At 42.0% G+C, this 23,478-nt stretch carries 24 protein-coding genes and 1 pseudogene; 1 reads left to right on the top strand and 24 read right to left on the bottom strand.

Annotation, left to right across the window (positions count from 1 at the left end):
• Positions 1-4: 4 nt before the first annotated feature.
• Positions 5-1,120, bottom strand: a complete 1,116-nt coding sequence (locus LM917_RS04935; RefSeq protein ID WP_232696362.1) for a hypothetical protein — start codon at positions 1,118-1,120, stop codon at positions 5-7.
• A 363-nt stretch (positions 1,121-1,483) separates the two neighbouring features.
• Here LM917_RS04935 and LM917_RS04930 point away from each other — a divergent pair, with 363 nt between their 5' ends.
• Positions 1,484-2,104: a tyrosine-type recombinase/integrase gene (locus LM917_RS04930; RefSeq protein WP_232696361.1), complete on the top strand. Its 621-nt coding sequence runs from the start codon at positions 1,484-1,486 to the stop codon at positions 2,102-2,104.
• A 362-nt stretch (positions 2,105-2,466) separates the two neighbouring features.
• Here the strand turns inward: LM917_RS04930 and LM917_RS04925 are convergent, their stop codons facing one another.
• The 23 genes and pseudogenes from LM917_RS04925 to aroA form a co-directional block, all read right to left on the bottom strand.
• Positions 2,467-2,973, bottom strand: a complete 507-nt coding sequence (locus tag LM917_RS04925) for a tyrosine-type recombinase/integrase (protein WP_232696360.1) — start codon at positions 2,971-2,973, stop codon at positions 2,467-2,469.
• Between the two features lie 263 nt (positions 2,974-3,236).
• Positions 3,237-3,455, bottom strand: coding sequence for a site-specific integrase (locus LM917_RS04920; RefSeq protein WP_232696359.1), 219 nt, complete (start codon positions 3,453-3,455; stop codon positions 3,237-3,239).
• A gap of 102 nt (positions 3,456-3,557) precedes the next feature.
• On the bottom strand, positions 3,558-3,689 hold the full coding sequence (locus tag LM917_RS24365; RefSeq protein ID WP_255667919.1) for a hypothetical protein: 132 nt from the start codon (positions 3,687-3,689) through the stop codon (positions 3,558-3,560).
• Positions 3,690-3,953: 264 nt separating this feature from the next.
• Positions 3,954-4,277, bottom strand: a complete 324-nt coding sequence (locus LM917_RS04915; RefSeq protein ID WP_373688762.1) for a hypothetical protein — start codon at positions 4,275-4,277, stop codon at positions 3,954-3,956.
• A complete protein-coding gene (locus tag LM917_RS24725; protein ID WP_373688761.1) occupies positions 4,278-4,490 on the bottom strand; it encodes a hypothetical protein in 213 nt (70 codons plus the stop codon).
• A gap of 20 nt (positions 4,491-4,510) precedes the next feature.
• Positions 4,511-5,377 carry an alpha/beta fold hydrolase gene (locus tag LM917_RS04910; protein ID WP_232696357.1) on the bottom strand — a complete coding sequence of 289 codons (867 nt, stop codon included), beginning with the start codon at positions 5,375-5,377 and terminating at the stop codon, positions 4,511-4,513.
• 194 nt (positions 5,378-5,571) lie between these two features.
• The gene (locus tag LM917_RS04905) at positions 5,572-6,507 is read right to left on the bottom strand and encodes a DODA-type extradiol aromatic ring-opening family dioxygenase (RefSeq protein WP_232696356.1); all 936 of its coding nucleotides are present in this window, start codon (positions 6,505-6,507) and stop codon (positions 5,572-5,574) included.
• 302 nt (positions 6,508-6,809) lie between these two features.
• Entirely contained in the window at positions 6,810-7,838 is a 1,029-nt protein-coding gene (dmpG, locus tag LM917_RS04900) for a 4-hydroxy-2-oxovalerate aldolase (protein ID WP_232696355.1), read from the bottom strand.
• Complete coding sequence (locus tag LM917_RS04895; RefSeq protein ID WP_232696354.1) at positions 7,835-8,728, bottom strand: acetaldehyde dehydrogenase (acetylating); 894 nt, start codon at positions 8,726-8,728, stop codon at positions 7,835-7,837. Before LM917_RS04895 ends, dmpG begins: the two co-directional genes overlap by 4 nt.
• Entirely contained in the window at positions 8,729-9,523 is a 795-nt protein-coding gene (locus LM917_RS04890; RefSeq protein ID WP_232696353.1) for a 2-keto-4-pentenoate hydratase, read from the bottom strand.
• 380 nt (positions 9,524-9,903) lie between these two features.
• Positions 9,904-11,322 (bottom strand): PucR family transcriptional regulator, encoded by a 1,419-nt coding sequence (locus LM917_RS04885; RefSeq protein WP_232696352.1) that lies wholly within the window; start codon positions 11,320-11,322, stop codon positions 9,904-9,906.
• Between the two features lie 100 nt (positions 11,323-11,422).
• Positions 11,423-11,656: a VOC family protein gene (locus LM917_RS04880; protein ID WP_232696351.1), complete on the bottom strand. Its 234-nt coding sequence runs from the start codon at positions 11,654-11,656 to the stop codon at positions 11,423-11,425.
• Positions 11,657-11,710: 54 nt separating this feature from the next.
• Positions 11,711-12,577, bottom strand: a complete 867-nt coding sequence (gene hcaB / locus LM917_RS04875) for a 3-(cis-5,6-dihydroxycyclohexa-1,3-dien-1-yl)propanoate dehydrogenase (protein ID WP_232696350.1) — start codon at positions 12,575-12,577, stop codon at positions 11,711-11,713.
• Between the two features lie 54 nt (positions 12,578-12,631).
• A complete protein-coding gene (locus LM917_RS04870) occupies positions 12,632-12,967 on the bottom strand; it encodes a non-heme iron oxygenase ferredoxin subunit (protein ID WP_232696349.1) in 336 nt (111 codons plus the stop codon).
• Between the two features lie 29 nt (positions 12,968-12,996).
• Entirely contained in the window at positions 12,997-13,599 is a 603-nt protein-coding gene (locus LM917_RS04865; RefSeq protein ID WP_232696348.1) for an aromatic-ring-hydroxylating dioxygenase subunit beta, read from the bottom strand.
• A gap of 34 nt (positions 13,600-13,633) precedes the next feature.
• Positions 13,634-14,962, bottom strand: a complete 1,329-nt coding sequence (locus LM917_RS04860; RefSeq protein ID WP_304502578.1) for an aromatic ring-hydroxylating dioxygenase subunit alpha — start codon at positions 14,960-14,962, stop codon at positions 13,634-13,636.
• A 372-nt stretch (positions 14,963-15,334) separates the two neighbouring features.
• A pseudogene (locus tag LM917_RS04855) lies at positions 15,335-16,217 on the bottom strand (iron-containing alcohol dehydrogenase); the annotation flags it as partial.
• A gap of 564 nt (positions 16,218-16,781) precedes the next feature.
• Positions 16,782-17,735, bottom strand: coding sequence for a tetratricopeptide repeat protein (locus LM917_RS04850; RefSeq protein ID WP_232696347.1), 954 nt, complete (start codon positions 17,733-17,735; stop codon positions 16,782-16,784).
• Positions 17,736-17,826: 91 nt separating this feature from the next.
• Positions 17,827-18,489, bottom strand: coding sequence for a zf-HC2 domain-containing protein (locus LM917_RS04845; RefSeq protein ID WP_232696346.1), 663 nt, complete (start codon positions 18,487-18,489; stop codon positions 17,827-17,829).
• Positions 18,486-19,079: an RNA polymerase sigma factor gene (locus LM917_RS04840; RefSeq protein ID WP_232696345.1), complete on the bottom strand. Its 594-nt coding sequence runs from the start codon at positions 19,077-19,079 to the stop codon at positions 18,486-18,488. Before LM917_RS04840 ends, LM917_RS04845 begins: the two co-directional genes overlap by 4 nt.
• Before the next feature lie 345 nt (positions 19,080-19,424).
• Positions 19,425-20,537 carry an amidohydrolase family protein gene (locus tag LM917_RS04835; RefSeq protein WP_232696344.1) on the bottom strand — a complete coding sequence of 371 codons (1,113 nt, stop codon included), beginning with the start codon at positions 20,535-20,537 and terminating at the stop codon, positions 19,425-19,427.
• A gap of 285 nt (positions 20,538-20,822) precedes the next feature.
• Complete coding sequence (locus LM917_RS04830; RefSeq protein WP_232696343.1) at positions 20,823-21,968, bottom strand: DUF4097 family beta strand repeat-containing protein; 1,146 nt, start codon at positions 21,966-21,968, stop codon at positions 20,823-20,825.
• Positions 21,969-22,184: 216 nt separating this feature from the next.
• Positions 22,185-23,474: a 3-phosphoshikimate 1-carboxyvinyltransferase gene (gene aroA, locus LM917_RS04825; protein WP_232696342.1), complete on the bottom strand. Its 1,290-nt coding sequence runs from the start codon at positions 23,472-23,474 to the stop codon at positions 22,185-22,187.
• Positions 23,475-23,478 lie beyond the last annotated feature (4 nt).

Raw genomic sequence — 23,478 nt, 5'->3', positions numbered from 1 at the left:
TCCCTCATTTCATTAGGATAGTCGTATCTACAAAACCGTTATAGTTCTTTAGCCAATGCTGGCATGCTTCTGTACTTTGATAGAGCCATTCACCATCACGATCTTCCCCTACTCGTAACAAACCAGCATGGACCATCATTTTCAATATCCGATTGGTTAAAATTTGGAGTGGAGCATCGTAGTAAAAAGTTTTTACCCAAGGAAGAAGGATTTGGCACAGTTTTTCTTGCGAGTACCAAGACTTGGCTGTTAATAAAGCGATTACCTGTACCATCGCAGGCAGGTTAGGAATAGGTCGCTTATATAACCTAAACCAAAATCGAATGCATTCCTGATAATCTGCTTCACTTAGCCCCTCTGTTAGTACCTGAGTGCCTTCTCCCGTTAAACTGACTTGTTTCCCATCCTCTTCAATCCATTTTTTGTAGTAACAAAAATCATAGAGTAAAGAGAATCGATCTGGATAAAGATCGAAGTGAAGACCGTAGCCAAACCTCCATTTTTGTGGAAGCAATGGTTCCTCTTTAACGCTTAGAAAGGAGAGTAATTGCGTTTGATAACGCCGATACATACCTCCATCGGCGGTTAGGGGCACAGCTTCTTTTTCTAAAAATCGTAGAAACACCAAAGTATCATCGAGTAAAGCCATCCCTTCGTCTCGATACGCCAATGGTTGAGTAGATTGCTCATAAACTGTCAGATGTTTTATCCAGTTTTGCAAATATAGTTCTCGTAAATCTTCCGGGATAATAAACTGACCTTGTAACCTTCCCTTTGCTGGAAAAATCCAGCCGGAACGTAAAGCGTGAGCAACCATTTTACGAGCAGCCTCTTTTTTACTTTCTCCCTCGCCTTCCATCTGAGCAATCATCGCTTTCGCTAGTAAATCTTCAAGTGTAAATGCCTCTCGCTTATCAAGAAAAACCAGAAGCAAAAAATGCAGGGTTATTGAGGACTGTTGTTCGATCTCAGTGCGAATTGTTTGCTGATGTCTCATGCCAGTCATTAAGGTGGTGACCAAATCGTTTTTTGAGTGCGGATCACATTCATATCCATAATGCTTAACGATTTGATGTAGCTGTCCGATATCAGCATAAACAAGCACTTCTGCCAACTTCATTTATCCATCCCACCTTACCTAGCAGATTTACTTCCAATCATACCCAGTTCATTTCCTGCTTAAACCTGTAAACTAGTTGAACGGCCAAAATTACGCATGAAACGATGTATAACAAAAAATTCTGGAGGTTTTTTGTTTACATAATATTTATTATGGAATCTATTTGAAAGACCAAGCGTACCAATAACTTAAGTTCACGGGACAAACGAACTACAGCAAATTCATAATTCGACGATTCGCCGTTTTGTGCAAAACCAGGTTATCGAGCATCGAGCACGACCAAGAACGCTGCAAAGACGTATTTCCTGCTTAAAATCCTTCTGTCGCTTTTGTGCAAAGGAAAATTGGATCTCCATCGAGTTCATGGCGGGCATTCAAGCTCCGCAAACAGACAAAAAACTGCCTGTGTATATGAAGTTAATAGAAGTGCAACAGCTTTTTCGTTTTCTCGAAAGTGACCAACGCAAGTTCTCGCTGCGAAACCATGTAATGTTCAAACTTTTGGCGACAACCGGCATGCGTCGGCAAGAATTAGTTGATTTAACATGGGAACAAATTGATTTGGAATGGAATACCGTACGAATATACAGGAAAGGTAATAAAGAACGCGTGCTGCCTCTTCATCCAATCGTTTTGCCTTTACTTAAGACATACCAGGGGCATTTGGAAGCAATTCGATTTCATCCAGCAGAGCCGGTTTTTACGAATTATCGTGGGGACCGATTAGATCCACGGGGGTTATATAAAATCTTCAAGGAAGTACTCCAACATGCAGGATTACCCCCTCATCGTTTTACGCTACATCATTTGCGCCATACTTTTGCAACTCTGCTCTTAAGATCACATGATGGTGTTTCAAAGGTTGATATTCGAACATTACATGAGGTTCTTGGCCATGAAAGCCTGGCGGCAACATCAATCTACACCCATGTCGATTTGGAACAAAAGAAACAAGCGATTGATTCCCTTCAATTTGACTTATAAAGCATTTAAAACCTCCACTCTAAGTTAAATTAGAGAAGAGGTTTTTCCATTTTAAGTATTTATAGAGCTATGTTTTTAAAACAACCCAATAAGATAGCGATTTCTAATTTTGTCTCGCTGTATTTGCAATCCTTTTCATTTACTTTCCTCTTATATTTCGGGTTCTAAGTTTTTAGTATCTATTATTGCTTCAATAACCCTCACCCTTTTTTTGTCAATATTTGAAGACTCCTTGCTCTATCATCTTATTTACTAATCTAGGATGGCTTTTAAAAATCTGTAATAATAAATCTTCCGATATGGAGGTATGTGCACTTACATCCACTTTGTTACTCACCTCACTTTTTGAATCAATTCTTTCATTAGTTACTTACCGGTAGATCATTATGTAAACTTGTATCTAATTCTTCCTCAATTTTCGTCATTTCTTTACGTAATGCATTGATTTTACGCTGATCCCGTCGTAAGTAATACTGAATATTTTCCTGATTGCTGTGTCCTAATAAGAACTTAATGGAATCGAGGCTGACATTTCCCCTCTCATCTAAGATTGTAGCGATACTGGTTCTAAAACCGTGAGGTGTTACCTTATCTTCCCCTTTCCAACCAAGACCTTCGCATATTTTATTGGTAATCCTATTTAATTGCTTATTGTGCAATGGAATGCCCTTTAAACCATATAACAATACGTCTTCTGGCTGAAGCTTGTGGTGATCTATGTGTAGTTGAATCAATTCTAAAAGTTTTGGTGGTAGGGGAAAAAATTGTATCCGGTGCTTCGAATTGATTAGGCCCGCGTCATAATGAATCATTTGTCGATCTAGCAGGACGTCCTTGACCTTTAACATGGTAAGTGCTTGGTTTCTCAATCCAGTAAATAACTTTTTACTGTAAGTTCAACATCAATCCCTTCTTTCTTTAAATCTTTTACGTATCTCCATACTTCAACTAATTGATCCATGGTCATGACAGCTGAATGATGTCCTCTATCCCTAATTGGTACTTCAATGGCTTTAAAAGGGTTGCTGGTGATAATACCCAAGTCCTTGTAAAAACTGTATATGCTCGATAGCGATGCCATCCTTCGGCGGATGGTTGTTGCAGAAGTTTTAGTGTTAACCTGCTTTATGATCTATTTTTGGATCACATGAAGCTTTGCATTATGAAGAATTGGATCTATGTCTTGTTCACCTAGGAAGGTTTCAAAGACTTCGATATCTCTACAGTAACTTTCTATTGTAGATTGCGACCAACTACGGTAATGTAGCATTTCTTTAAAAGCGTGAGTGATCCGAGTCGAAGAAGTAATGTTCTCTTCAACATTGAATTCGTTTGATAAGTCGTTACTCATGTAATCCTCCTTGCTTAATGATTACTATTAGTACTTTCCTATGAAAATATGAAAAGCCCCTAAATCCAAAATTGGACTTTGGGGCTTTATCTCATTTTAGTTTTAGGCTGTATCGTCAGAATGATCTTTATCATGTAACTGTTGCAGCCAACAATCTATGAGTTTCATAGCTTTCTGACGAATCTCCTCTTCATCTGTTCGATGGTCATCTTGAGAATTGATTTTTCCTGTCATCGATGAAAACCTCCATATAATTGTTTCAATAATAAGAGGTATCCCATTGGATGAAATCATGTACGCAAAATCCGAAATTGGATTATACAAAGAATTCATACTGTAACTTTGTTTTTGAAAACCTTTTTCTTAAATTAGCAACTGCTTGAGCGTTCTCTGCAATAAAGAAATGTATCTTCCAGAATGATGGGCGTAAAACAGCTGGTGTAAAAATAACAATATCTGTGTTCATCACATGGGAACGTTCCGTCATCATTTTTTAGTTTAATACCAGTTATCAATCGGTTGTTTGTGTTCGGAATGAAGCTCGATATATCTGGGTTCATAGTCATCGATAAATTGTCGATAGGCAGCGTGAACGTGCTCCAAATTCCAGCAACGTTCCACCAAACGACTTGGGTTCTGTCCCAAATGGGAGGAAGAAAAAAGTTCAACACAATCCTCAATCGCAAAATGGTCGATAAGATCCTCGACGAGAGGCTTGACGTGATGGGGACTGATCCATGTACTGTTGGACAGCATCCCGAAACCGAGCCACCCAAGCTCTTTGCGAAACTGGTCCCGGAGGTTGCGATGTTCCTCCGGGATTCAGTAACTGACCATGCACCACTTGCCGTCCCAGTTTTCTTCCACATCCCGGTGATAAATGCGCACCGTCGCTTCATCCAGCCGCTTCTGACCGCGCGGTGATATCGAGTAGTAGCTTTTATTCTCCACTTTTCTCGATTCAACCCACCCTTGCTGGAGCATACGGGAAATTGCACTTCGGGTCGCTTGTTCCGAAAAGCCAAACTCCCTCATCAATTTTGGTTAAATAGCTGCTATAATACATGCCCTTTAGCAAAATTAATTTGAATTTGATCAAATTGTTCAGGTTTCTCCCATTGCGGCCAATGTCCCGCTCCTTCTACTACCACCAATTGGCTATGAGGAATCAATTCCTGAAGGTATTCCGCATCTTCGACGGTAGCTGTGGGATCATGATCCGACATTAAAATAATCGTAGGAGCGGTGATTTTACTTGTCCATTTTGAATCCCATGTGTAATTTTTTCGCACTTCCCATTCTTGTAATATCATGATATTTTCAATAGCTTTCTTTAACTCTGGCTGTGTGTAAATGTTATAGCGTGATTGAACAAGTTCTTCTGTCACAAAACTCGTATCCCAGAACAAAAACTCTAGCCTCTTTCGAACATTCTCTTTATTGACTTCCAAAACAGCCTTAATCGTGGATTCTTTCAGCTTTTTCATCACTTCTGGTTTACCCTTAATATTACCTGGCGTGTTCAACAGTAAGGACTTTACATATTCTGGGTGACGAGCAGCAAACCATGCAGACGTCCATCCCCCCAAAGACTCCCCAGAAAGGTGAACTTTTGCAAGTGAGAGGGTTTTAATTACCGCTAACAAATGATTACTGTATACATCTAACGTATAAGGTTGATTCGGTTTATCCGTATATCCATGCCCGACCATATCTAAGACAAGAACTCTGAAATGCTTGCTCAGGCTCTTGACATTTCTTGCGTATGCTTCAGCGTGTCCGCCAATTCCATGTAAGAGAATCAACGGTTCACCCTCACCAGCTTCGATAATTCTAGTATTTACACCGTCAGCATTGACGAAGTATTGTTTAAAAGCGATTCCAGACAATTCATTCCAAATACTCACATTGTTGTTTGACATATAGTTTCTCCCTCTCCTTATTTTTTACTGTTAATACTACATTTACATATTATATTAGTATATAAATGTCCATTGATTCATTTCACTCTGTAAATTATCTAAAATCATTATTTTCTGATTTAAACTTTTATAAACTATGTCCAGGGCAATGGAATCTGTTTTCACAGTCTCGCCTCTTCGATTCACCTAATTTTTCACGATGACTTAAACCGAACGATCCCCATTCCCGTAACCCACTCTGGAATAGGTTCATAGCACATCGTCTCCGCTTCAAAATCATGAATCATTCCTAACAGAACCAACCAATTGTGTAATTCTTGTCCCCCATTTCCTGCCTCTTGCTCAATCTCTTCATATGTCAACTTTCTCAAAGATGCCATATCCCCTTGCTCAATAGCTTCTAAAAAATTTCTATCCCATTCTTCATTTACCGGCCCCGTTGTAAGCGCGGTTACCCTTTTTAATCGATAAGCTTTATATTCTTCATCATTCTCTATTTGTTTTCTACCATGCAATAAGATATTAATCATATATTGATCTTCCTCTTTTTGACTGTCGATTTTGGGCGTTGGAACCCAATGAGACAACCCGCCAGATGCAACAATTGCTACCTTTTTATCGCTTCCCCACGATTCGATGGCCTTACGCAAAATCTCACCTATTTGAAAGCAACGGTCCATCGTAGGCAGAGGAGGGGCAGAAGTGTTAACAGCAATGGGAACCACTGGTATGGCTAAATCAGGGTTCAGAAAGTATATTCCTTGAGTGTGTCCATGATCGACCTTCATTGACATAGAAAAAGCAAAATCAACTCCATTTTTCAAACCAGTATTCAAAATGTGTTTAGCTAATTCTTTTTCTACTGGGATTTTATACTGTGGTAAATTCCAGTCCCCCCATCCCTCACATTCTCCGATTCCAATCGTAAAAGAAGGCATGTGATTGTAATAATAACTGTTAAAATGATCATCCGAAATCAAGATGATGACATCAACATTCTGCTCATTCAACCAGCTTCGCATTTCCAAAGCCGTATCGATAAAACGCTGTCCTCTTTCTCCTGCACCTTCTCGATTCGTCATAATAAAAGGGCTATGTGACATTGCCACACCCGTTACAATCTTTGCCATATAATCACCCTTAATTATTAATCTACTAATATTTTAATTTCGTACCGAAAATCATAGCTTCCGTCAATTTCTTTAATAACGATAAACATTCTGCCTTGTCATTATTTTTATTTTGAGTGTCTATACGGAGAAAAAGCGGATCTCCAGCATCGCATCTTTCATCTAATCCATGCCTGCTTTAGCACTTACTTCTGCCAATGTTATTCCTTTCATCCATTGTTGATGAATGATAGTAATGGGTCTACCATACGATTCTATCTCTCTATTAAACGGCTTGGTTAACACCAGAGCAGTGAGCAGGTTTATCTGATCACTGCCTGTTTCTGTTTTTTTACCAGATCAGTGGCCACATCCACGATCATATCCTCCTGACCACCGACGACCTTCAGACGACCCAGCTCGATCAGGATATCTCTTGCGTCCACCCCGAACTTGTCGGATGCACGTTTGGCATGTAGGAGAAAGCTAGAATACACACCCGCATACCCCATCACCAGGCTGTCTCGGGTAATCTCCTGAGCCTGCTGCAGAATCGGGGCGACAATGTCTTCGGCTACATCCATCATTTTAAAGACGTCAATTCCAGTCTCGATGTTCATTCGGTCCAATACAGAAACCAGTACTTCCGTTTGCGTGTTCCCCGCACCTGCACCCAGACAGCGGATGCTGCCATCGATGCGCGTGGCTCCTTCTTCAATTGCCGCCAGTGTGTTGGCCATGGCCAGCGACAGGTTGTTGTGGCCGTGGAAGCCGACGTGGACGTCCAAGCTTTCCCTCAGGGCATGAATACGTTCCTTGACCTCATGCGGCAGCAACGCCCCTGCGGAGTCTACCATATACACCGTGTCTGCACCATAGCTCTCCATGAGCTTGGCCTGCGCCACGAGTTTTTCCACCGTTGCCATATGGGACATCATGAGAAAACCGACGGTTTCCATGCCCAGTTCCTTAGCCAGATGAATGTGCTGTGGTGAGACATCAGCCTCGGTGACGTGGGTGGCGATCCGGGCCATCTTGGCACCCAGCTCAGATGCTTTTTTCAATTCACGCTGTGTGCCGATGCCAGGCAACAGGAGCACGGCAATTTTCGCCTGCTGACAAACGTCAACCGCGGCTTCGATCAGTTCAAATTCATCAAACAGGGAGCGGCCGAACTGCATCGATGAACCACCTAATCCATCCCCATGACTCACTTCGATAAAGGGCACATTGGCTTCATCCAAGGCTCGCGCCACGTTACGTACCTGTTCAACTGTAAACTGATGGGCCACGGCATGGCTGCCGTCACGTAAGGCCACTTCGGTAATGTACAGATCTCGTTTCGTATTCATTGCTTGACTCCCTCCCGCTGGGCCAACTGGTTCTTGGCAAACTCCTCTGCCACTTTCACCGCTGCTGCCGTCATGATATCCAGGTTGCCGGAGTATTTAGGCAAGTAGTCACCAGCGCCTTCCACTTCCAGAAAGACCGTGACCCTGTTGCCGTCAAAGATCGGCTCGGTCCGCATGCGATAGCCGGACACGTAAGATTGCACTTCCCTGACCATCTCCTGAATGGAGGCGGCAACTTTGTCTTCATCCATAGTACCTTCAGCCACTTCCGCGTAGACAGTGTCTCTCATCATGATCGGCGGTTCAGCCGGATTGAGGATGATGATGGCTTTTCCACGTTTGGCCCCGCCTATCTGCTCGATCGCGTTGGCTGTCGTCAGGGTAAATTCATCGATGTTTTCCCGAGTGCCGGGTCCTGCACTTCTACTGGAAATGGTAGCAACGATTTCGGCATATTCAACAGGAGCCACCCGATTGACAGCATGCACAATCGGAATGGTCGCCTGTCCACCACAAGTAATCATGTTGATGTTCGGTGCATCAAGATGGTCACTCAAGTTGACCGACGGACAGACAAACGGTCCTCTGGCGGCCGGCGTCAGATCCAGCACCTGCTTGCCGGCTTCCTTCAACAGTTTGGCATGACGAACGTGCGCCTTGGCCGACGTGGCGTCCATGACGATATCAGCCAGTTCTGGCCGTTCCAGAAATCCCTTGATCCCGTTGTCGATTGCCACCAGACCCATTTCCTTGGCCCGGCGCAGGCCGTCCGACTTAGAATCAATGCCGATGACGGTCGTCAGCTCCAGAACATCCGAGCGCATCAGTTTAAATATCAGGTCCGTGCCGATATTACCCGAACCCAGTATCGCGGTTTTCACTTTGGACATTTAGAATCCCTCTCCTTCAAAATTGACCGTGACACTTCCTAGGCGGTCCACCCGGATGCTGAACGAATCTCCCGGAGATGCATCAACCGCAGCTGAAAGTGCCCCGGATAAAATCACTTCTCCAGCCTTCAGTTCGATGCCGTATTCATGCAGCTTATTCGCAAGCCAGGCCACACAGAGAGCAGGGTCTCCCAGTGCAGCAGTTCCCTCTCCCTTATTTACAACTTGGCCATTCTTCTCTAGCACCATGCCTATCTGGCGCAGATCTACCTCGGAAGGTTTGACCAAATTTCCGCCCAGCACGTATAAACCACAGGATGCATTATCCGCGATCGTGTCATGTAGTTTGATCTTCCAGTCCTGTACCCGGCTGTCCACGATTTCGATGGCTGCCAGTACATATTCTGTAGCCTCCAGAACATCTGCTGTCGTGACATTGGGACCGATCAAGTCCTTTTTTAATACAAAGGCCACTTCTCCCTCAGCTTTGGGCTGCATTACTTGGTTAAGCCGAACGGTCCCCCCGTTTTCCACAACCATACTGTCCAGCAGATGGCCGTAATCCGGTTGGTCCACTCCAAGCAACTCTTGCATGACTCGGGAGGTCAGTCCGATCTTTTTGCCTGTGATGCGTTGACCCAAATCCACTTTACGTTGAATATTGACCAGTTGTACTTGATAAGCATTGTGTATGGTCAAATCCGGGTTGGCATCCGTCAAGGCTTGTACCCCTGTATGATTCTGTTCGGCCTCCCACAGTTGCCTGGCAAGAGCTTGAATGTTCTTACTGTCCATCTCCACACCTCCTTCTGTACGTACTATGTTAACTGTTCGCAAATCTCATCATCGATCTTTAGAGCAGTGCTAAATCATACGTTTTCTCATAGGTTGGTGAAAATACCACTTTGCCTCCATCAAACATGATGTCGTTGACGGATTACACAGCTACACTGACCACTCTATATTTGATCATGCCTTTAAGTGTCACGGATCCAGTACCTTTACCAGTAATTTCATAACAAATTAAACAAAATTGCCTAGTAATCTCAATGCTTATTTCAGCTTTGCGCGGTAATCCGGTTTTTGAGTGACCTAAGTAGTAACTGTTTTTTAATTTGTTTTTGTCAACTCAAATTAAAACAGCCCCCATTACGGCAACCAAACGGTGAAATTATTCACTCAATTTTCAGATCTCCCAAAATGATACCCGCTTGCAGTGCCAAGAAAAGCTGACAACTGGTATTTAGATCATTGATATCAACATCTAAAATTTCACATATTTTTTGCACGCGATATCGTAATCCACCATTCGACAAATTCATCATTTTTGCTGCTTTATATATATTTTGGCCACTTTTAATGTAATAATATAAAGTTTTGGTTAACTCTGATTCTTTCCCTCGATCGTATTCAATTAATTTCGAAAGCATTTTGTTGCAGAAATGCCGGATATCATCCATTTTTCCTGCGCGAAATAAAATCCCCACCGCTCCTAAATCATCAAAGTACGTAATTTCCTTTTGCTGATAGTTCATGTTCAATGAAATGAGAGCTTCATTGTACAGAATCGGTATATCTTCAAGAGACTTTGATCTTGAGCTCATGCCAATTTCAAAAGGTATATTAGGGTATTTTTCTTTCAGAAAACAAAGTAATTTTCTGATAAATTCATCGAAGTTTATAGAATATTTCGAGAACAAGTCAACAGGCATCAACGCAGCTATGTTTTGAGTGTTTTGAGAGTCTTCCGAGATTAAGATATTAAGATTACTATTCATAAAATATCTTGAAAAAACCTCAATCAAATTCATACCGCCGATTGGATCGTTTCCATTCAGATAAAAATTTGGATCCCCTTTCAAAACTAAAAATTGATACTCTTTGCCCAAATCCACTCCAATATATCTAGCCCTTTTGAATAATACTACAGGGTTTAGACGATTATGGATCATATCTTCTAACAATCCGCCTTTGATGTTTAACTTCAGTTCTGTTTCCAGGATTGTTTCCTTGTTATAATTACTCACAGATCCGATGAGACACATTTGCTTTATTTTCAACCAATCAACTGCACTAAAAGAAGTGTTAATAAAGGAGCAGTAACCTACAATCTTGCCTCTGGATACCATCGGAGCAATTAATCTCTTATGTTTATCAGATTGGACCAGTTCGACAATTTGTTGCTTCTCAATAAGTTCAGTCAGTTTGATGTGATTATCTCCATCGAGATTATTTTTAACGATTCTCTTTAAGTTCCTGCTATATTGTCTAGCCAGTTCCGGATCTAAACCTATTGAATAAAGATAGTTAAATCCTAAATCTTCAAGAATGATGGGGATGTTTGTAAGCTGATAGCATACGTCTGCCAATCGTGTTTCCTCAATGCCATTTAGAAACTGCCCTATGGCTTGGTTATTAAAATCCATGGCATCCTGCAAGTTATTCTTTTCAGTTAAAACTGTATCGAGGCAGTTCAGAAGCATTTGTGGCAGTCCCGATTCGAACTCCTTCTCTGTGAAGTCATAGTTTCCAAAATGCGACGACATTTGAACAAACATTTCCATTGCTTTAGGATAATAGACCTTATTTTGCAATATATTCACCCACTTAAGAAAGTTACAACCTTAATTAGCTCTTGTGAAAAATTAGCATTTTAAGAATATTCTATCTCTCCTGAGTGCGCTTGTCGATTCGTTACATCATCCCGTTAATGACGGACTTTGAGGAACTATGCAAAGCAAAGTCCATAGGGATGAAAGAGCGTCCAGCGAGACCAACCCATCGCAAGCATACGGAATCCATGCGATACAAAGCTGAATGATCTGAGCCATCAACTTCTACCATCCCTAGCATATTTGTCATGTGACTTCTCCATGTGGGCACATCCTTCACAGAAAAACCCAAATATCCCATGTTTTCAATTGCCATGCTATCTCATCCTTCACCTAAACTGCTCGGTGAAATGGAATTAATCGTACTTTTTCAATCTCTAATCCTTACTTTCTCCAGCAATCCCTGACTTCCCGTTTTTCTGCGAAGACCTCGAATGCCCCAGCCTCCATCGAAATTCAATACCGCTCCTGTAGCCGGAATATTGTCATTTCGCGAGGCAAAAAATACGTAAGCCCCAGCATAATCTTCTCCGTACAATATACGCCCGATCGGAGAGGCAGACTCTACATTCTCCTTACCCCGTTCCAAATCAACGTCTTTGTACCAATCTTTATACATGCTCGTTATGGACCTATTGTCCATTTCCAATGAGGCAGGTCCCCTCAAATCTGTCATTGCACCGCCAATGGCAATGCCGTTCACTCGGATATAAGGTGCTAATTCAAATGCCAACTGGCGAACCAAGCCAACAACGGCATGCTTGGTGGATGTGTAAAGCGGCCCGCCTCCGTTTGTGTAAAAGCCTGCATTAGAAACCGTAAAGATCATATTCCCCCGAGTTGCCGCCAATTGCGGCAGACACGCCTTGGCCGCAAGCAAGTAACCCTTGACATTGATATGGAACAATTCATCAAATGCTTGATCAATCTTGTCTTCCGGAAGATCCACCAGCGACATGTTGTAATCCCAAATACCGACATTTGCAATTAACGTGTCAATTTTCCCGAAATGTTCAGTACACCGGCTTACCGCTGACTTGAGGTCACTGAACCGACGTACGTCTCCAACCATTCCAATGACATTTTCACCATACTCTTGTTCAAGCTGATTCAGACGATCTGCCGACTTGTCAAACACTGCAACTTTGGCACCTTCAGCCACAAATCGTTCCACAATGGCACGACCGACGCCGGATGCACCGCCTGTAATCAAGGCCACTTCATTGGTCAATCTCATAATTGTAGCTCCCCACTCGTATAAAAAGTCACATGTGGCATGATCATGGGTTGGTTACTCTTTTTTTTCAAAGTAACCGTCTTCAAAAGCCACATATACATCGTCTCCATCAACCCGTACCGGATACTTTTTCAAAGGTTTCCAAGGGGGGGGCATCTTTACCTCTCCCGTGCGGGCACAAAACTTTCCCATATGCAATGAGCACACGATGACATCTCCCTCTAGATAACCGCCTTCAGACAGCGACCATTTGGCGTGAGAACAGCGGTCTTGTGTTGCAAATACTTCGTCATTGACTTTAAACACAGCTACTGCCGTGTTTCCTTCCACTACCTTTAACCCCTCATCATTCGGTAGATCAGACAACGTGCAAACCTTTGTAAATTTCATAATGCATTTCCTTTCAACTGCAGTAATGATTAAAAAAAGACAGACAAGTTATTTGCCAAAAGCGTACCTTGATCAATCAAAATTGTTCGGCGGGCAATTTTAAAGCCCAATCCCTCCTCCGAACGCCGCAGTACATCCCGGCGCTCGCCCGGAAAAATATCTGCCTGATGTTCCGAACGGTTGCGATACACGATAAATGACGATGCCACCTCATACGTGTTCGGTTCCTCCATTTCCCGAATAATGACGTTGGAAATAATGTGCCGTGTACGCGACACCGGATTCTCCGCCCAGTTCACCCCCGATACTCTCGCTCGAATACGTCCGCGCATCGTTTCATAGGTATCGTCGTAGTGCGCTCCTTTTCCTTGAGGCGCATACTCCTGCGACATTTCTCTACCTACTCGGTTCATGCGAATCGGCATCCAATAATGAATATTCTTGTCCATCAGCTCGAACCACGATTCAAACTCCGAGTGGTCTAACAGCTGCGCTTCCTTGTAGTAAAACTGCTCAATTTCATGTTGCAGTTCCAGACTTGAGCTACTTTCCGCCCATTTAAATGGTTTGACTAACTCCATTATTTCCATGCCTTTTATCCCCCCTTGTTTTAATCCTAAATCGTATGACATCCGATCCCTCATATGTGTAGGCAACGACCCCAACTTAAGATTGGGGCCTCAATGTATCCCAACTCGGTTCCGACATCATGCGGGCCCAATGGGAATAAAACCCTCTAGCTACTTCTTCAGAAAATACATAGGAGGTTTTACCCGGAAATTCCGGATTGTTTTTTCCCAGAACATTCAGCCCCATTTGCATAGCCAGCGGCGCAGTTCTGGACTTGTACCCACGAAGAGCGCTCTGAATCTCAACCCAGTTCTCCCCGTCATCCTGCTCGTACACTCCACCGGCACTGAACGTGCGGACATTTTGACGAGCCAGTTCTTCCTTGATTTCCTGCGGTGCGTCCTTATCAACGACGACGAATGCCCACACCTCAATCTGATCCGGTCCCTTCGGATGCCAGGTCCGCACAGTGTTCATACCATACGGCAAGAATGAGCAGCTTGGGAAGATAGTCATGTGGCTTGCCCCCATTCTGTGGTATGGCAGCAGAGGAGTCAGACGTTCTTTCGCCTTTTCATAAGCCGGGCCTTCGCTATAATATTTGTCGACTATGGGTCCTACACGTACCGAACCTCTTGCTGTATCAATATAAAAGCCGCATCCATGACCGCCCCATTTGGCTCGGAACTGATGTCCTTTCATATGAGGCTCAAAATTGGATAAATCTTGCTCGGGTGGCAACCCTGCAACTACAGCAGCCAAATGAGATGTCGTGGCAGCATGGTACATGTCACTGGCAAATTGCTCCGCAGCAAACTTCCAGTTACAGGAAATCACCCACTTTTGCATGACCCCGATGGCTTCTGTCCCTGCCTCGGAACGATCCAACATGGTGTCCATGTAAGGGGTTGCATCACTCAAATAAGTCAGCAAATCCGGCGCTTCCGGATCCCAGTTGGCAAATACTAACCCCTTGTATATCTCCACCCGAGCCTGTATCGGCCCCCATTCTTCTTTCTTGAATCCGGAGAATGCTTCTTCTTCAAACGGCACATTGACCAGAATGCCTGCTGTGTCATACGCCCATCCATGGTAGGTGCACGTGAACGCCTTGGCATTCCCGCAATCCGCCCGGCAAATCTTCATCCCACGATGCCGGCATTGATTATGGAACACCTTGATGCTTCTATCTCTCTGCCGCACCATCACCACAGGATCTTCTCCCATATAGGTGGTCAAGTAATCTCCCGGATTGGGAACGTGGCTCTCATGGCCAAGAAGCAGCCATGAGCGGCCAAAAACCCTCTCCAATTCCAACTCATACAGTTCCTGATCCGAATAAATGCGTGGATCTAACACTCCCTTCTCCTCATCGATAAGGGCACGGATTGCTTCGGGTGTCCATTTTCCTGAATTAAGGCTCATGGATTAAATCCTTCCTTTCTGCTTAAAATCACGAAAAGAAATCGCTTTCTTTTATTAAGTTTAAATTTTCTAACGATTAAAAAATACAGCAAGAAGTGCTTTTATTTCTGTATTTTCTGAACATTTAATACAAAAAGAATTACAAAATTCCCCATTTAACGGCACTCGGAATATAAGTATATATAACCAAAGTCCTTCCGATGCCACGCAGCACTTTAAGCGTTTAAATACAAACCAATAACACAAAACAAAACAAAATAAATAAATTATTGTAAATATGTTGCATTTACGATTTGCCTTTGCGTAAAAAAACTCTGCTGCCTCATTGGTGCATGAGCAGCAGAGTTCCTTGTTAGCTGAGCGAATAAGCGTAATCATGTAAAGATTCACGATTTCTTCTTTCGACGGCACCCTTGGATTGTTGCCAGGGCTTCCACTCGCTAGTGCATCATGGGCCATTTTATCCAGGGAAGCCTTAAACACCTCTTCGGGCCCCCCCCAGCCACCAGCCACGCAGAGTGGGAATTTGCAGGTAACGGCACAGCTCCTTGACCTGTTGAATCATCATATCCGCCCTCGCTTCGACTGAGAGAGAATCCGTTTTCCTGTCCGGCATAAACAAAGGCAGCAATTCAGCTAACTGCTCGACACAATCCTCCTTGCTGAAGTCCAAGACAGCAGGCAGCAGCATCGCATTGAAAATGCCGTGCGGGACGTGAAAAAGAGCGCCGACTGGACGGGACATGCCGTGTACCAAAGTGACGGATGCATTGGAGAAGGCCATACCTGCCTGCAGCGATCCGATGCACATGCTTTCTTTGGCATCCAGATCATGCGGATCGTCATAGGAGCGTTGTAAGGAGCTGATAATATGTGTGATAGCGGATCGGGCAAGGGTGTGGGTCATGGGATGTGCTTTTTTGGATAGAAACGCTTCAATGGCATGGCAGAGAGCATCGACTCCTGTGGCCGCGATGACAGGCAGTGGTGCTGAGCAGGTCAAGTAAGGGTCGACGATGGCGACTGTTGACATGAAGGCAGGGTGTTTGATCATCATTTTGACGTCAGTAGTGGTGTTCGTGATAATGGTGACATCCGTGGCTTCCGAACCGGTCCCGGCTGTTGTGGGAATCGCAATATGGGTGATGTTTGCTGGCTTGCATGTTTTTTTGCCACCCATGTAGTCCCCGATGTAACCACCATTGCTCTCCAGAACCACGATGGCTTTTGCCGTATCGATACAGCTTCCGCTTCCCCTAATTGTTTAGCTGTACAGTCAAATGAAAAAGCCCCAATAAATTCTCGGTATCTTAATCGACAACTCAAAATCATAATTGAAAAACCTAATTTACCAAACTGTTGTTTTCATTACATACGGCATACCCATCGCACCCTTTTACTCCTAAAGAGTTCATACATATATTGTTGCAAAACATTTGGGGCTTGCAAACACACGAATGGTCTTAAATACATTTAGTCACCTAATCCCTAATATTCGACGATACGCTGCAGATTCTTTCGAGAAAGCAATCTTTAATAGTGTTTTCAACGTGCTATTGATTATATTAAATCCATGATACCAAATATGTATGTGTGGGTTTATTAACAGTCTTAGATGTCCAACATAACTACCAGGGACGCAACCCATAACTCCCCTAGACGCACCAATAATTATCGGAACGACTCTATAACTCTCGTTTATCCGTTCCATAATATTTATTATGGAATCTATTTGAACTTCTTTCCTGATCACATTCAAATAACGTAAAAAAGCGTCAGACCCAGTACAAATGGATCTGACGCTTTTTATTCAGTTATTCTAGCTCTTCTCTTCTTCCGTTTCTTCTTGTAGATCCCATTGATCTAACAGTTTCTGATACTCTTTGACTTCCTCATAGCGTCCAGCTTGAAGTAATAATGCAGTTAATCTACGAATCTGTTCAACATCGAAACCAGATATATCTACATATTTTTTCAAGCTTTCGATAGCAGCTTCCGTATTACCTAGTGAAAGCAGAATATCACAGTGTAACGGATAAGCAATCATATACTCTTCATCAACCGCTAATAACAGTTCAACAAATCGCAGAGCTTCTTCCCATTTTTCTGTATTGAACGCCATTAAGCTACACCCATAAAGCACCTCAGGAATTTGTTCGTACTGAGCCGCTTTTGTGTAAAGTTGATATGCTTCCTCAAATTGACCCTGTTGAGCAAACATGCGTGCTTTTAATACGAGCGAATGGAATGTTGTCTCTGAAATGTCCTCCAACAAATCAATCGCTTCTTGTACTCGCCCTGCTTTTAAATACATCTCACTCAAAATGGTTGTTAATTCTTCATTATCATCATCGCGTGAATGAGCCACTTGCAAATACTTAATCGCTACCTCTTCCAAACCCTGCATAGCGTATAGATCAGCTAATAATAAATACAGCTGCGTATCATCATATCCCTCATCTTTAAGTTCATAAAGATAATCATGCGCTGTGTCAAAGTCCCCTTCATCCAAAGAGATCTCGGACGCCATAATTTTTGCTTCTTGAAGAAGCTCCGTGTCACCCTTTTTCTCTTCGATCAGATCTCGTAGAATCGTCATTGCCGCTTCTGTATGACCCAATTCATTCCATACATCTGCCAGGTAGAACATGACATCTGGAAACTCTTTGCCGTGCTCACCGATTTTATTCAAAACTTGTATCCCAAGCTCTACTTCATTGTTCTCAATTTTATTTATTGCTTCTTCCATTACTCGCAACCATTTCTTAGGCATGCGGTTCCACCTCTTTTCATACATTCCCGAGACAACTAAAAGACCGTCGCCCGGACGGTCTTACCTTAATCAATTCTATTTTATTGGTTTCTTACGCTCTTGTAAACCAACTCATCGTGATAACAGTAATAAATATTCCTAAAAGACTAAGAATGACACCAAAATTAGGCTCGGTACCAGTCTGGTAATCCATTGCATCAGAAGCAATTTCTTTAACATGTTTCTCAGCAGGAAGTACTTTTTTCTGCACAGCCTGATCAGAAGACAGGCTATCTACAATCTGCACGGCTTTATCAGATTCTGATGCTGTACTAACATCAGCTTTTGGACCAATGCTATCAGAAGAAAGAGCTTCTGCCTTTGCCGTGTATGACAGGAAGACATCCATATTATTACCCGTCTGATTATAAAGTGTAAACGAAAAAATCATCAGCAGGAACATAGCTGCAGCGAGACCCATTCTTCTCATGCGTACTGTAACGGTAAAAATCTTTTTACCAATAGGAATAGCCCATTTTTCTTCAGATAGTATTCTAGTCATCACTGCATCTACAATCGATTTACTAGGCTGCGTATCCTCGTTATACTTTTCTTTATTTAATTGGAGGTAGTAAGAACTATCTCGAACCACTGTATATTGCGAATTACAATGTTCACATTGACCAATATGGTTCTGGACACGGCGTTCCGATAATTCCGACAAACTACCTTTCACATATTCTTGTAATAAATCTTGAATTTCCTCGCACCTCATCGCTTACTCATCCCTTCGACTTCTTCCAGTTGAGAATCTATGACATATGCTTCCAATTGGAGTTTTATGCTTTGTCGCGCGCGAAATAAAAGAGATTTAACTGAACTGACGGTTAAGTCTAGGATTTGGGCAATTTCACTGTAATCCAATTGCTCATATTCCCGTAAAACTAATGCTGAACGCTGTTTTTCTGGTAAATTATTTATGGCTTGACGAACCAAATCTTCCCGTTCCGTTTGCAGCAACTGCTGTTCAGGCAAACGTTCAAAGGCAATACTTGGAACGTGAATGCTGTCTTCCAGATAAACATCAGCATTCCTGCTTTTACGAAGTTCACTTAAAACCGTATTGCGAGCAATCGTGTAGAGCCACGTCGAAAAAGTAGCTTCCACATCCCGGAATGAGTGAATACTCTTGTACGCCTTGTAAAAAGTCTCCTGACAAATATCCTCAGCGACATGCTCTAAATGTGCCTGTCTAAGCATATGAGAAACAAAAGTCAAGATCTTACGTTCATAACGCCTGATTAACTCAGCGTAACTTTCCAAATTGCCCTCTTTAATTTCGCGAATTAACTGGGAATCAGTCATGATCTAGGTTTACCTCCTAAGCGATTCCTACCATCCCAGTGATCGATACATTAACTTAGACAGTATTGATCACTAAAAGTTGCGGAAAAGCCAGAGACTTTTTCGAGATAAATTCCATTTTTCTATGTACTGCGAAAAAAGTCTTCCCCATTAGTCAATGGACAGTGTCATAAAGGGGAGTTCTAACTAGGAAATGAGTACGAGATATGTACGTTCAACCATACTTTTACTTCGAGGTAAATCAGAGTAACGAAAGTTTTATTGAGGAAATTTTTTTAGCATGTCGATTATGAATCTGTGTGAGACAAGTCATCATAAGTCTTGCGAAAAAAACCCCATAAGGGGCTACAATGCATAATTATAAGGTTTCAAATGTTGCAAATATTTACCAGTCCCTATTATTGACTCATGCATTCCATGTCGATAAATCCACATACCCTTCGACATAACAAGCGCAGAATTACACATTTCGCTAAAAGTTAGCATAGTAGAAAAGGCATCTTTTGTCAAGAAAATATCCTTATTAAGGAAAATTAAGTCTGCATCTGCTCCACTTTGGACATTTCCTTTTTGGGGATAACAGCCAATCATTTTAGCAGGATTTGTGGAACAGAATCGTACTAGCATTGATAGAAACTGAATTACCCGCGTTTCCCTACGAGCAAAAAGTAGCTCAGGAGACAAGATAACAGGTAAATACTGATATTCATCTTGATCCAGTTGAAGCATCATTTTTTTCCAATCATGATTATTCATTTGAGATATAAACTTAATTAAGAAAAAGGGAACCTCTTCTTCTCTCTCCCGAGCCACTCCCATTTCATAACGGGTTCTGATCTTATAATATACACAATAGGTATTCCAATGTTCAATAATTTTTTCTCGATCGGCTGTAGAGACTGAAGAAGGTATCGTTACATGAAGAGAAATTTGTCTTCCTTTCATATAGATGGATAGCTGCTCCCAATCCATACGATGTAACTGATCCTCATGCTCAACAACTATTTCGAAAAGACAAAATCCTTTTTCCACTGCTCTTTTCAGACGATTTATTTTAAAGCTACTACCTGAAAATTGAATTCGTATGGCGTAATCAAGAATACTATTATAGTGGGGATAGATTTTATACAGTAACTGATAATCATCCATCCAGTCATGAAAAGGGATTGTAGCGACGAAGCTCGTTGTCCCCTGTTCTATCAGCTTTCTAATTTGGTTGATATAGCTGGATGCAGATCGCTGGACAAGCTGATCTGCCGGAAATAGAGTAACGAAACCAGGCAATACGTAATAATCAGATGCCATAACATATTCTACCTGATAGTTTTCTGGGAAAATACGAGAAAGTGTATCTAGATTCATTCGCAATATTTTTCCATCCTGAATCCAAATGTCTGTCTTTCTGGAACTATGGGATGAGAGCACTTCTGCATCTTTAATAATAGTAAGTTTTTTCATGACCTACTCCCCCTTCTGGAAAACCTCCTAGGACAAGCATATGAAAGAGGAGAGGATAATAATACTTGCTATAAAAATAAAAAAAAGCCGCTGATGAATGAAAGCGCATTCAATCAACGGCAGCACATTCGTGCTTTAATAATTTGGATAGGAGTGGAGAGAAACCATACTGTACTTTTATTATATTATATTTCCATCACTTGTCAAACTATTTTTATTAGAAAATCTACTCGAATCAAGTATCTATTCTTGCAAAAGAAAAAACCGACTAAATGTAGCCGGTTTTTACTCTGTTAGCTGAAATAATATATTACCTACACCAGTCTCAACTCTGATATTGTTCTGTCCAGTTCCTAGCTTCTCTTTCAGCATATTACGGTCTTCATGAGACGAAAATGTTTGATCGATCATATCAATTGAACCAAGCTCTGTTTCCCCACTAAGTGTAACGTTACTTTCTCTCGGTATCGTAATTTCTACTTTTCCGATATTGTTGATTAGCTTCCAATCACCATCTGGACTTGAAGTAGCGGTAACTTCCACCTTACCAACATCATTTTTGATTGTTAAATCTCCTCTAATCTCGTTTTTCACTTCAATTTTCCCTACGTTCGATTCGAGATTTGCAGAGTTAACATTGCTCGCTTGTATTTCGCCTGCATTTGTTGCAGCCTGTAGTTTTTTCGTAATTTGGTCAACAGTAATTGTCCCTGCATTAGAATGAAGCTCAGCTGAAGCAACATTTGTTACCATAATAGACCCTGCATCCACTTTAGTCTGAATATTCATGTGAGCGGGGACTCGCATGATTATATCAATATCTCTGGCTCGATGTTTAGGATCTTCAATCGTTACTGAACTGGTGCTACCTTCTCTCAAGATAACTTGAATATCTTTCAGGTATTCCTCTACATTATTTACGTCATCTGCTTTTAGGTTTGCTGAGACGGATAGGTGAACGTTTTTATCTGCCGAACCCTCCACGATTACTTTTCCAAAAGGATTCGTAATACGTATGTTCTCTGCTTCTGCAAAAGGCACATCCTTCTCTACAATCATATGATTTTCCACTGGTCCGCGATAAATATAGTTGCCCATATTATTGAAGAAGTTTCCTTCTGTTATCATATAGTAGGTATATGTACCACCTACAAGTAGGATAAGAATAAAGATACTCTTGAAGCTAATTTTTGTCTCATAATTCGTATCATCTTTTGAAAATAATTGATAAAGGATCAGTTCTAAACCAATTGCTATTAAAAGCACAGGCCAAAAAGGTAAAATCATACCCAAATAATCTGTATCCCATGTACGATCGGCAAGAATTACACAGCCGATCGCCACAAATGCAACGGCCAATTGCCAGATTCCAACACGTTTATAACGAGTAGGAGGTTTATAATTATGCTCCTTAAATACTTGGTCTTCCATAAGTAGGTCGTCAACTCCTTTCTTCTATTATGTACTTACATTCTTTTATATGTGAATATTGTAACATATAATACATCATACTAATTCAGACCTGAGATGGATCTTTATCTCAGACCTTTAATTCTGTATGGTTACCATAAATATATTATGTTAACTATATTGCAACGAAAAAGTGCTGGATATCCTATAAAATACCAGCACTTTTTCTCTGATCACTTATTTACAAATCGAATGCAATAATTCTGCAAATCCAGGAAACGACACTCGAATTGCATCTGCCTGATTAATTACCGTTTGTCCTTCAGCTATTAATCCAGCAATAGCCATTGCCATCCCAATCCGATGATCACCCATACTATCAATCTCGGCTCCATGCAGCCTTTGGTTACCCTCAATGATCATTCCATCGTCTGTTGGGATTACCTTCGCACCGAATTTGCCTAACTGGTTCACTACAGTAGCAATACGATCTGTTTCTTTCACTCTCAATTCTTTTGCATCGCGGATAATGGTTTGACCTTCTGCCTGTGAAGCCATTACAGCGATTACTGGAATTTCATCAATCAAGCGTGGAATCAGATCCCCTTCTAGTACAGTCCCTTTAAGTGCCGTATATTCCACATAAATATCTGCTACGGGCTCTTCATTAACAATACGCTCATTACGTAGCTCAATAATTCCACCCATTGCTTTTACAACGTCAATGATTCCTGTGCGTGTAGGATTGATCCCTACATTTTTTATTACTAGTCTGCTTCCAGGTAGAATCATAACAGCCGCAATTAAAAATGCTGCTGAGGAAATGTCACCAGGAACAGATATGTCTGTTGCCGTTAAACGTTGACCACCTGTTACAGTTACCTTTTTACCTTCACGCTTGATTTCCACACCAAAGGCTTGAAGCATTCTTTCCGTGTGATCTCGTGAAATGCTTGGTTCTTCAACAGAAGTAGTACCATTTGCTTGTAGTCCTGCTAATAAAATTGCTGATTTAACTTGCGCGCTTGCGACAGGTGATACGTAGTTAATTCCAATTAAATCTCCTCCACGGATCGCAAGTGGTGTAAACTCACCGCTTTTCCGCCCGTCAATTCTAGCTCCCATTTCCTTAAGCGGCCCAACAACCCGTCGCATGGGTCTTTTGGCAATCGATTCATCCCCTTCTATTACACAATGAAAAGGCTGGGTTGCCAATATACCGCTCATCAGACGAATGGTTGTCCCTGAGTTGCCCACATCGAGCTTTTGATCTGGTTCTTCTAATCCAAACCATCCTTTTCCTATGACGGTTACTTTATCTTCATTTTGTTCGATTTGAATTCCCATCCGTTGAAAACAATTGATCGTACTGAGACAATCTGCCCCAGGCAAGAAACCTGTTATAGATGTAGTTCCTTCTGCTAAGGCACCAAACATCACAGCACGATGTGAGATGGATTTGTCGCCTGGTACTACGACTTCTCCGCTGATCGTGGTAACCTTGTTAATGGTTAACTGCTCAGTCATATGT

Source organism: Brevibacillus daliensis, assembly GCF_021245735.1.
GTDB lineage: Bacteria > Bacillota > Bacilli > Brevibacillales > Brevibacillaceae > Brevibacillus_B > Brevibacillus_B daliensis.
The sequence above is the reverse complement of the archived record's forward strand: the minus strand, read 5'-3'. Positions and strand labels throughout refer to the sequence as shown.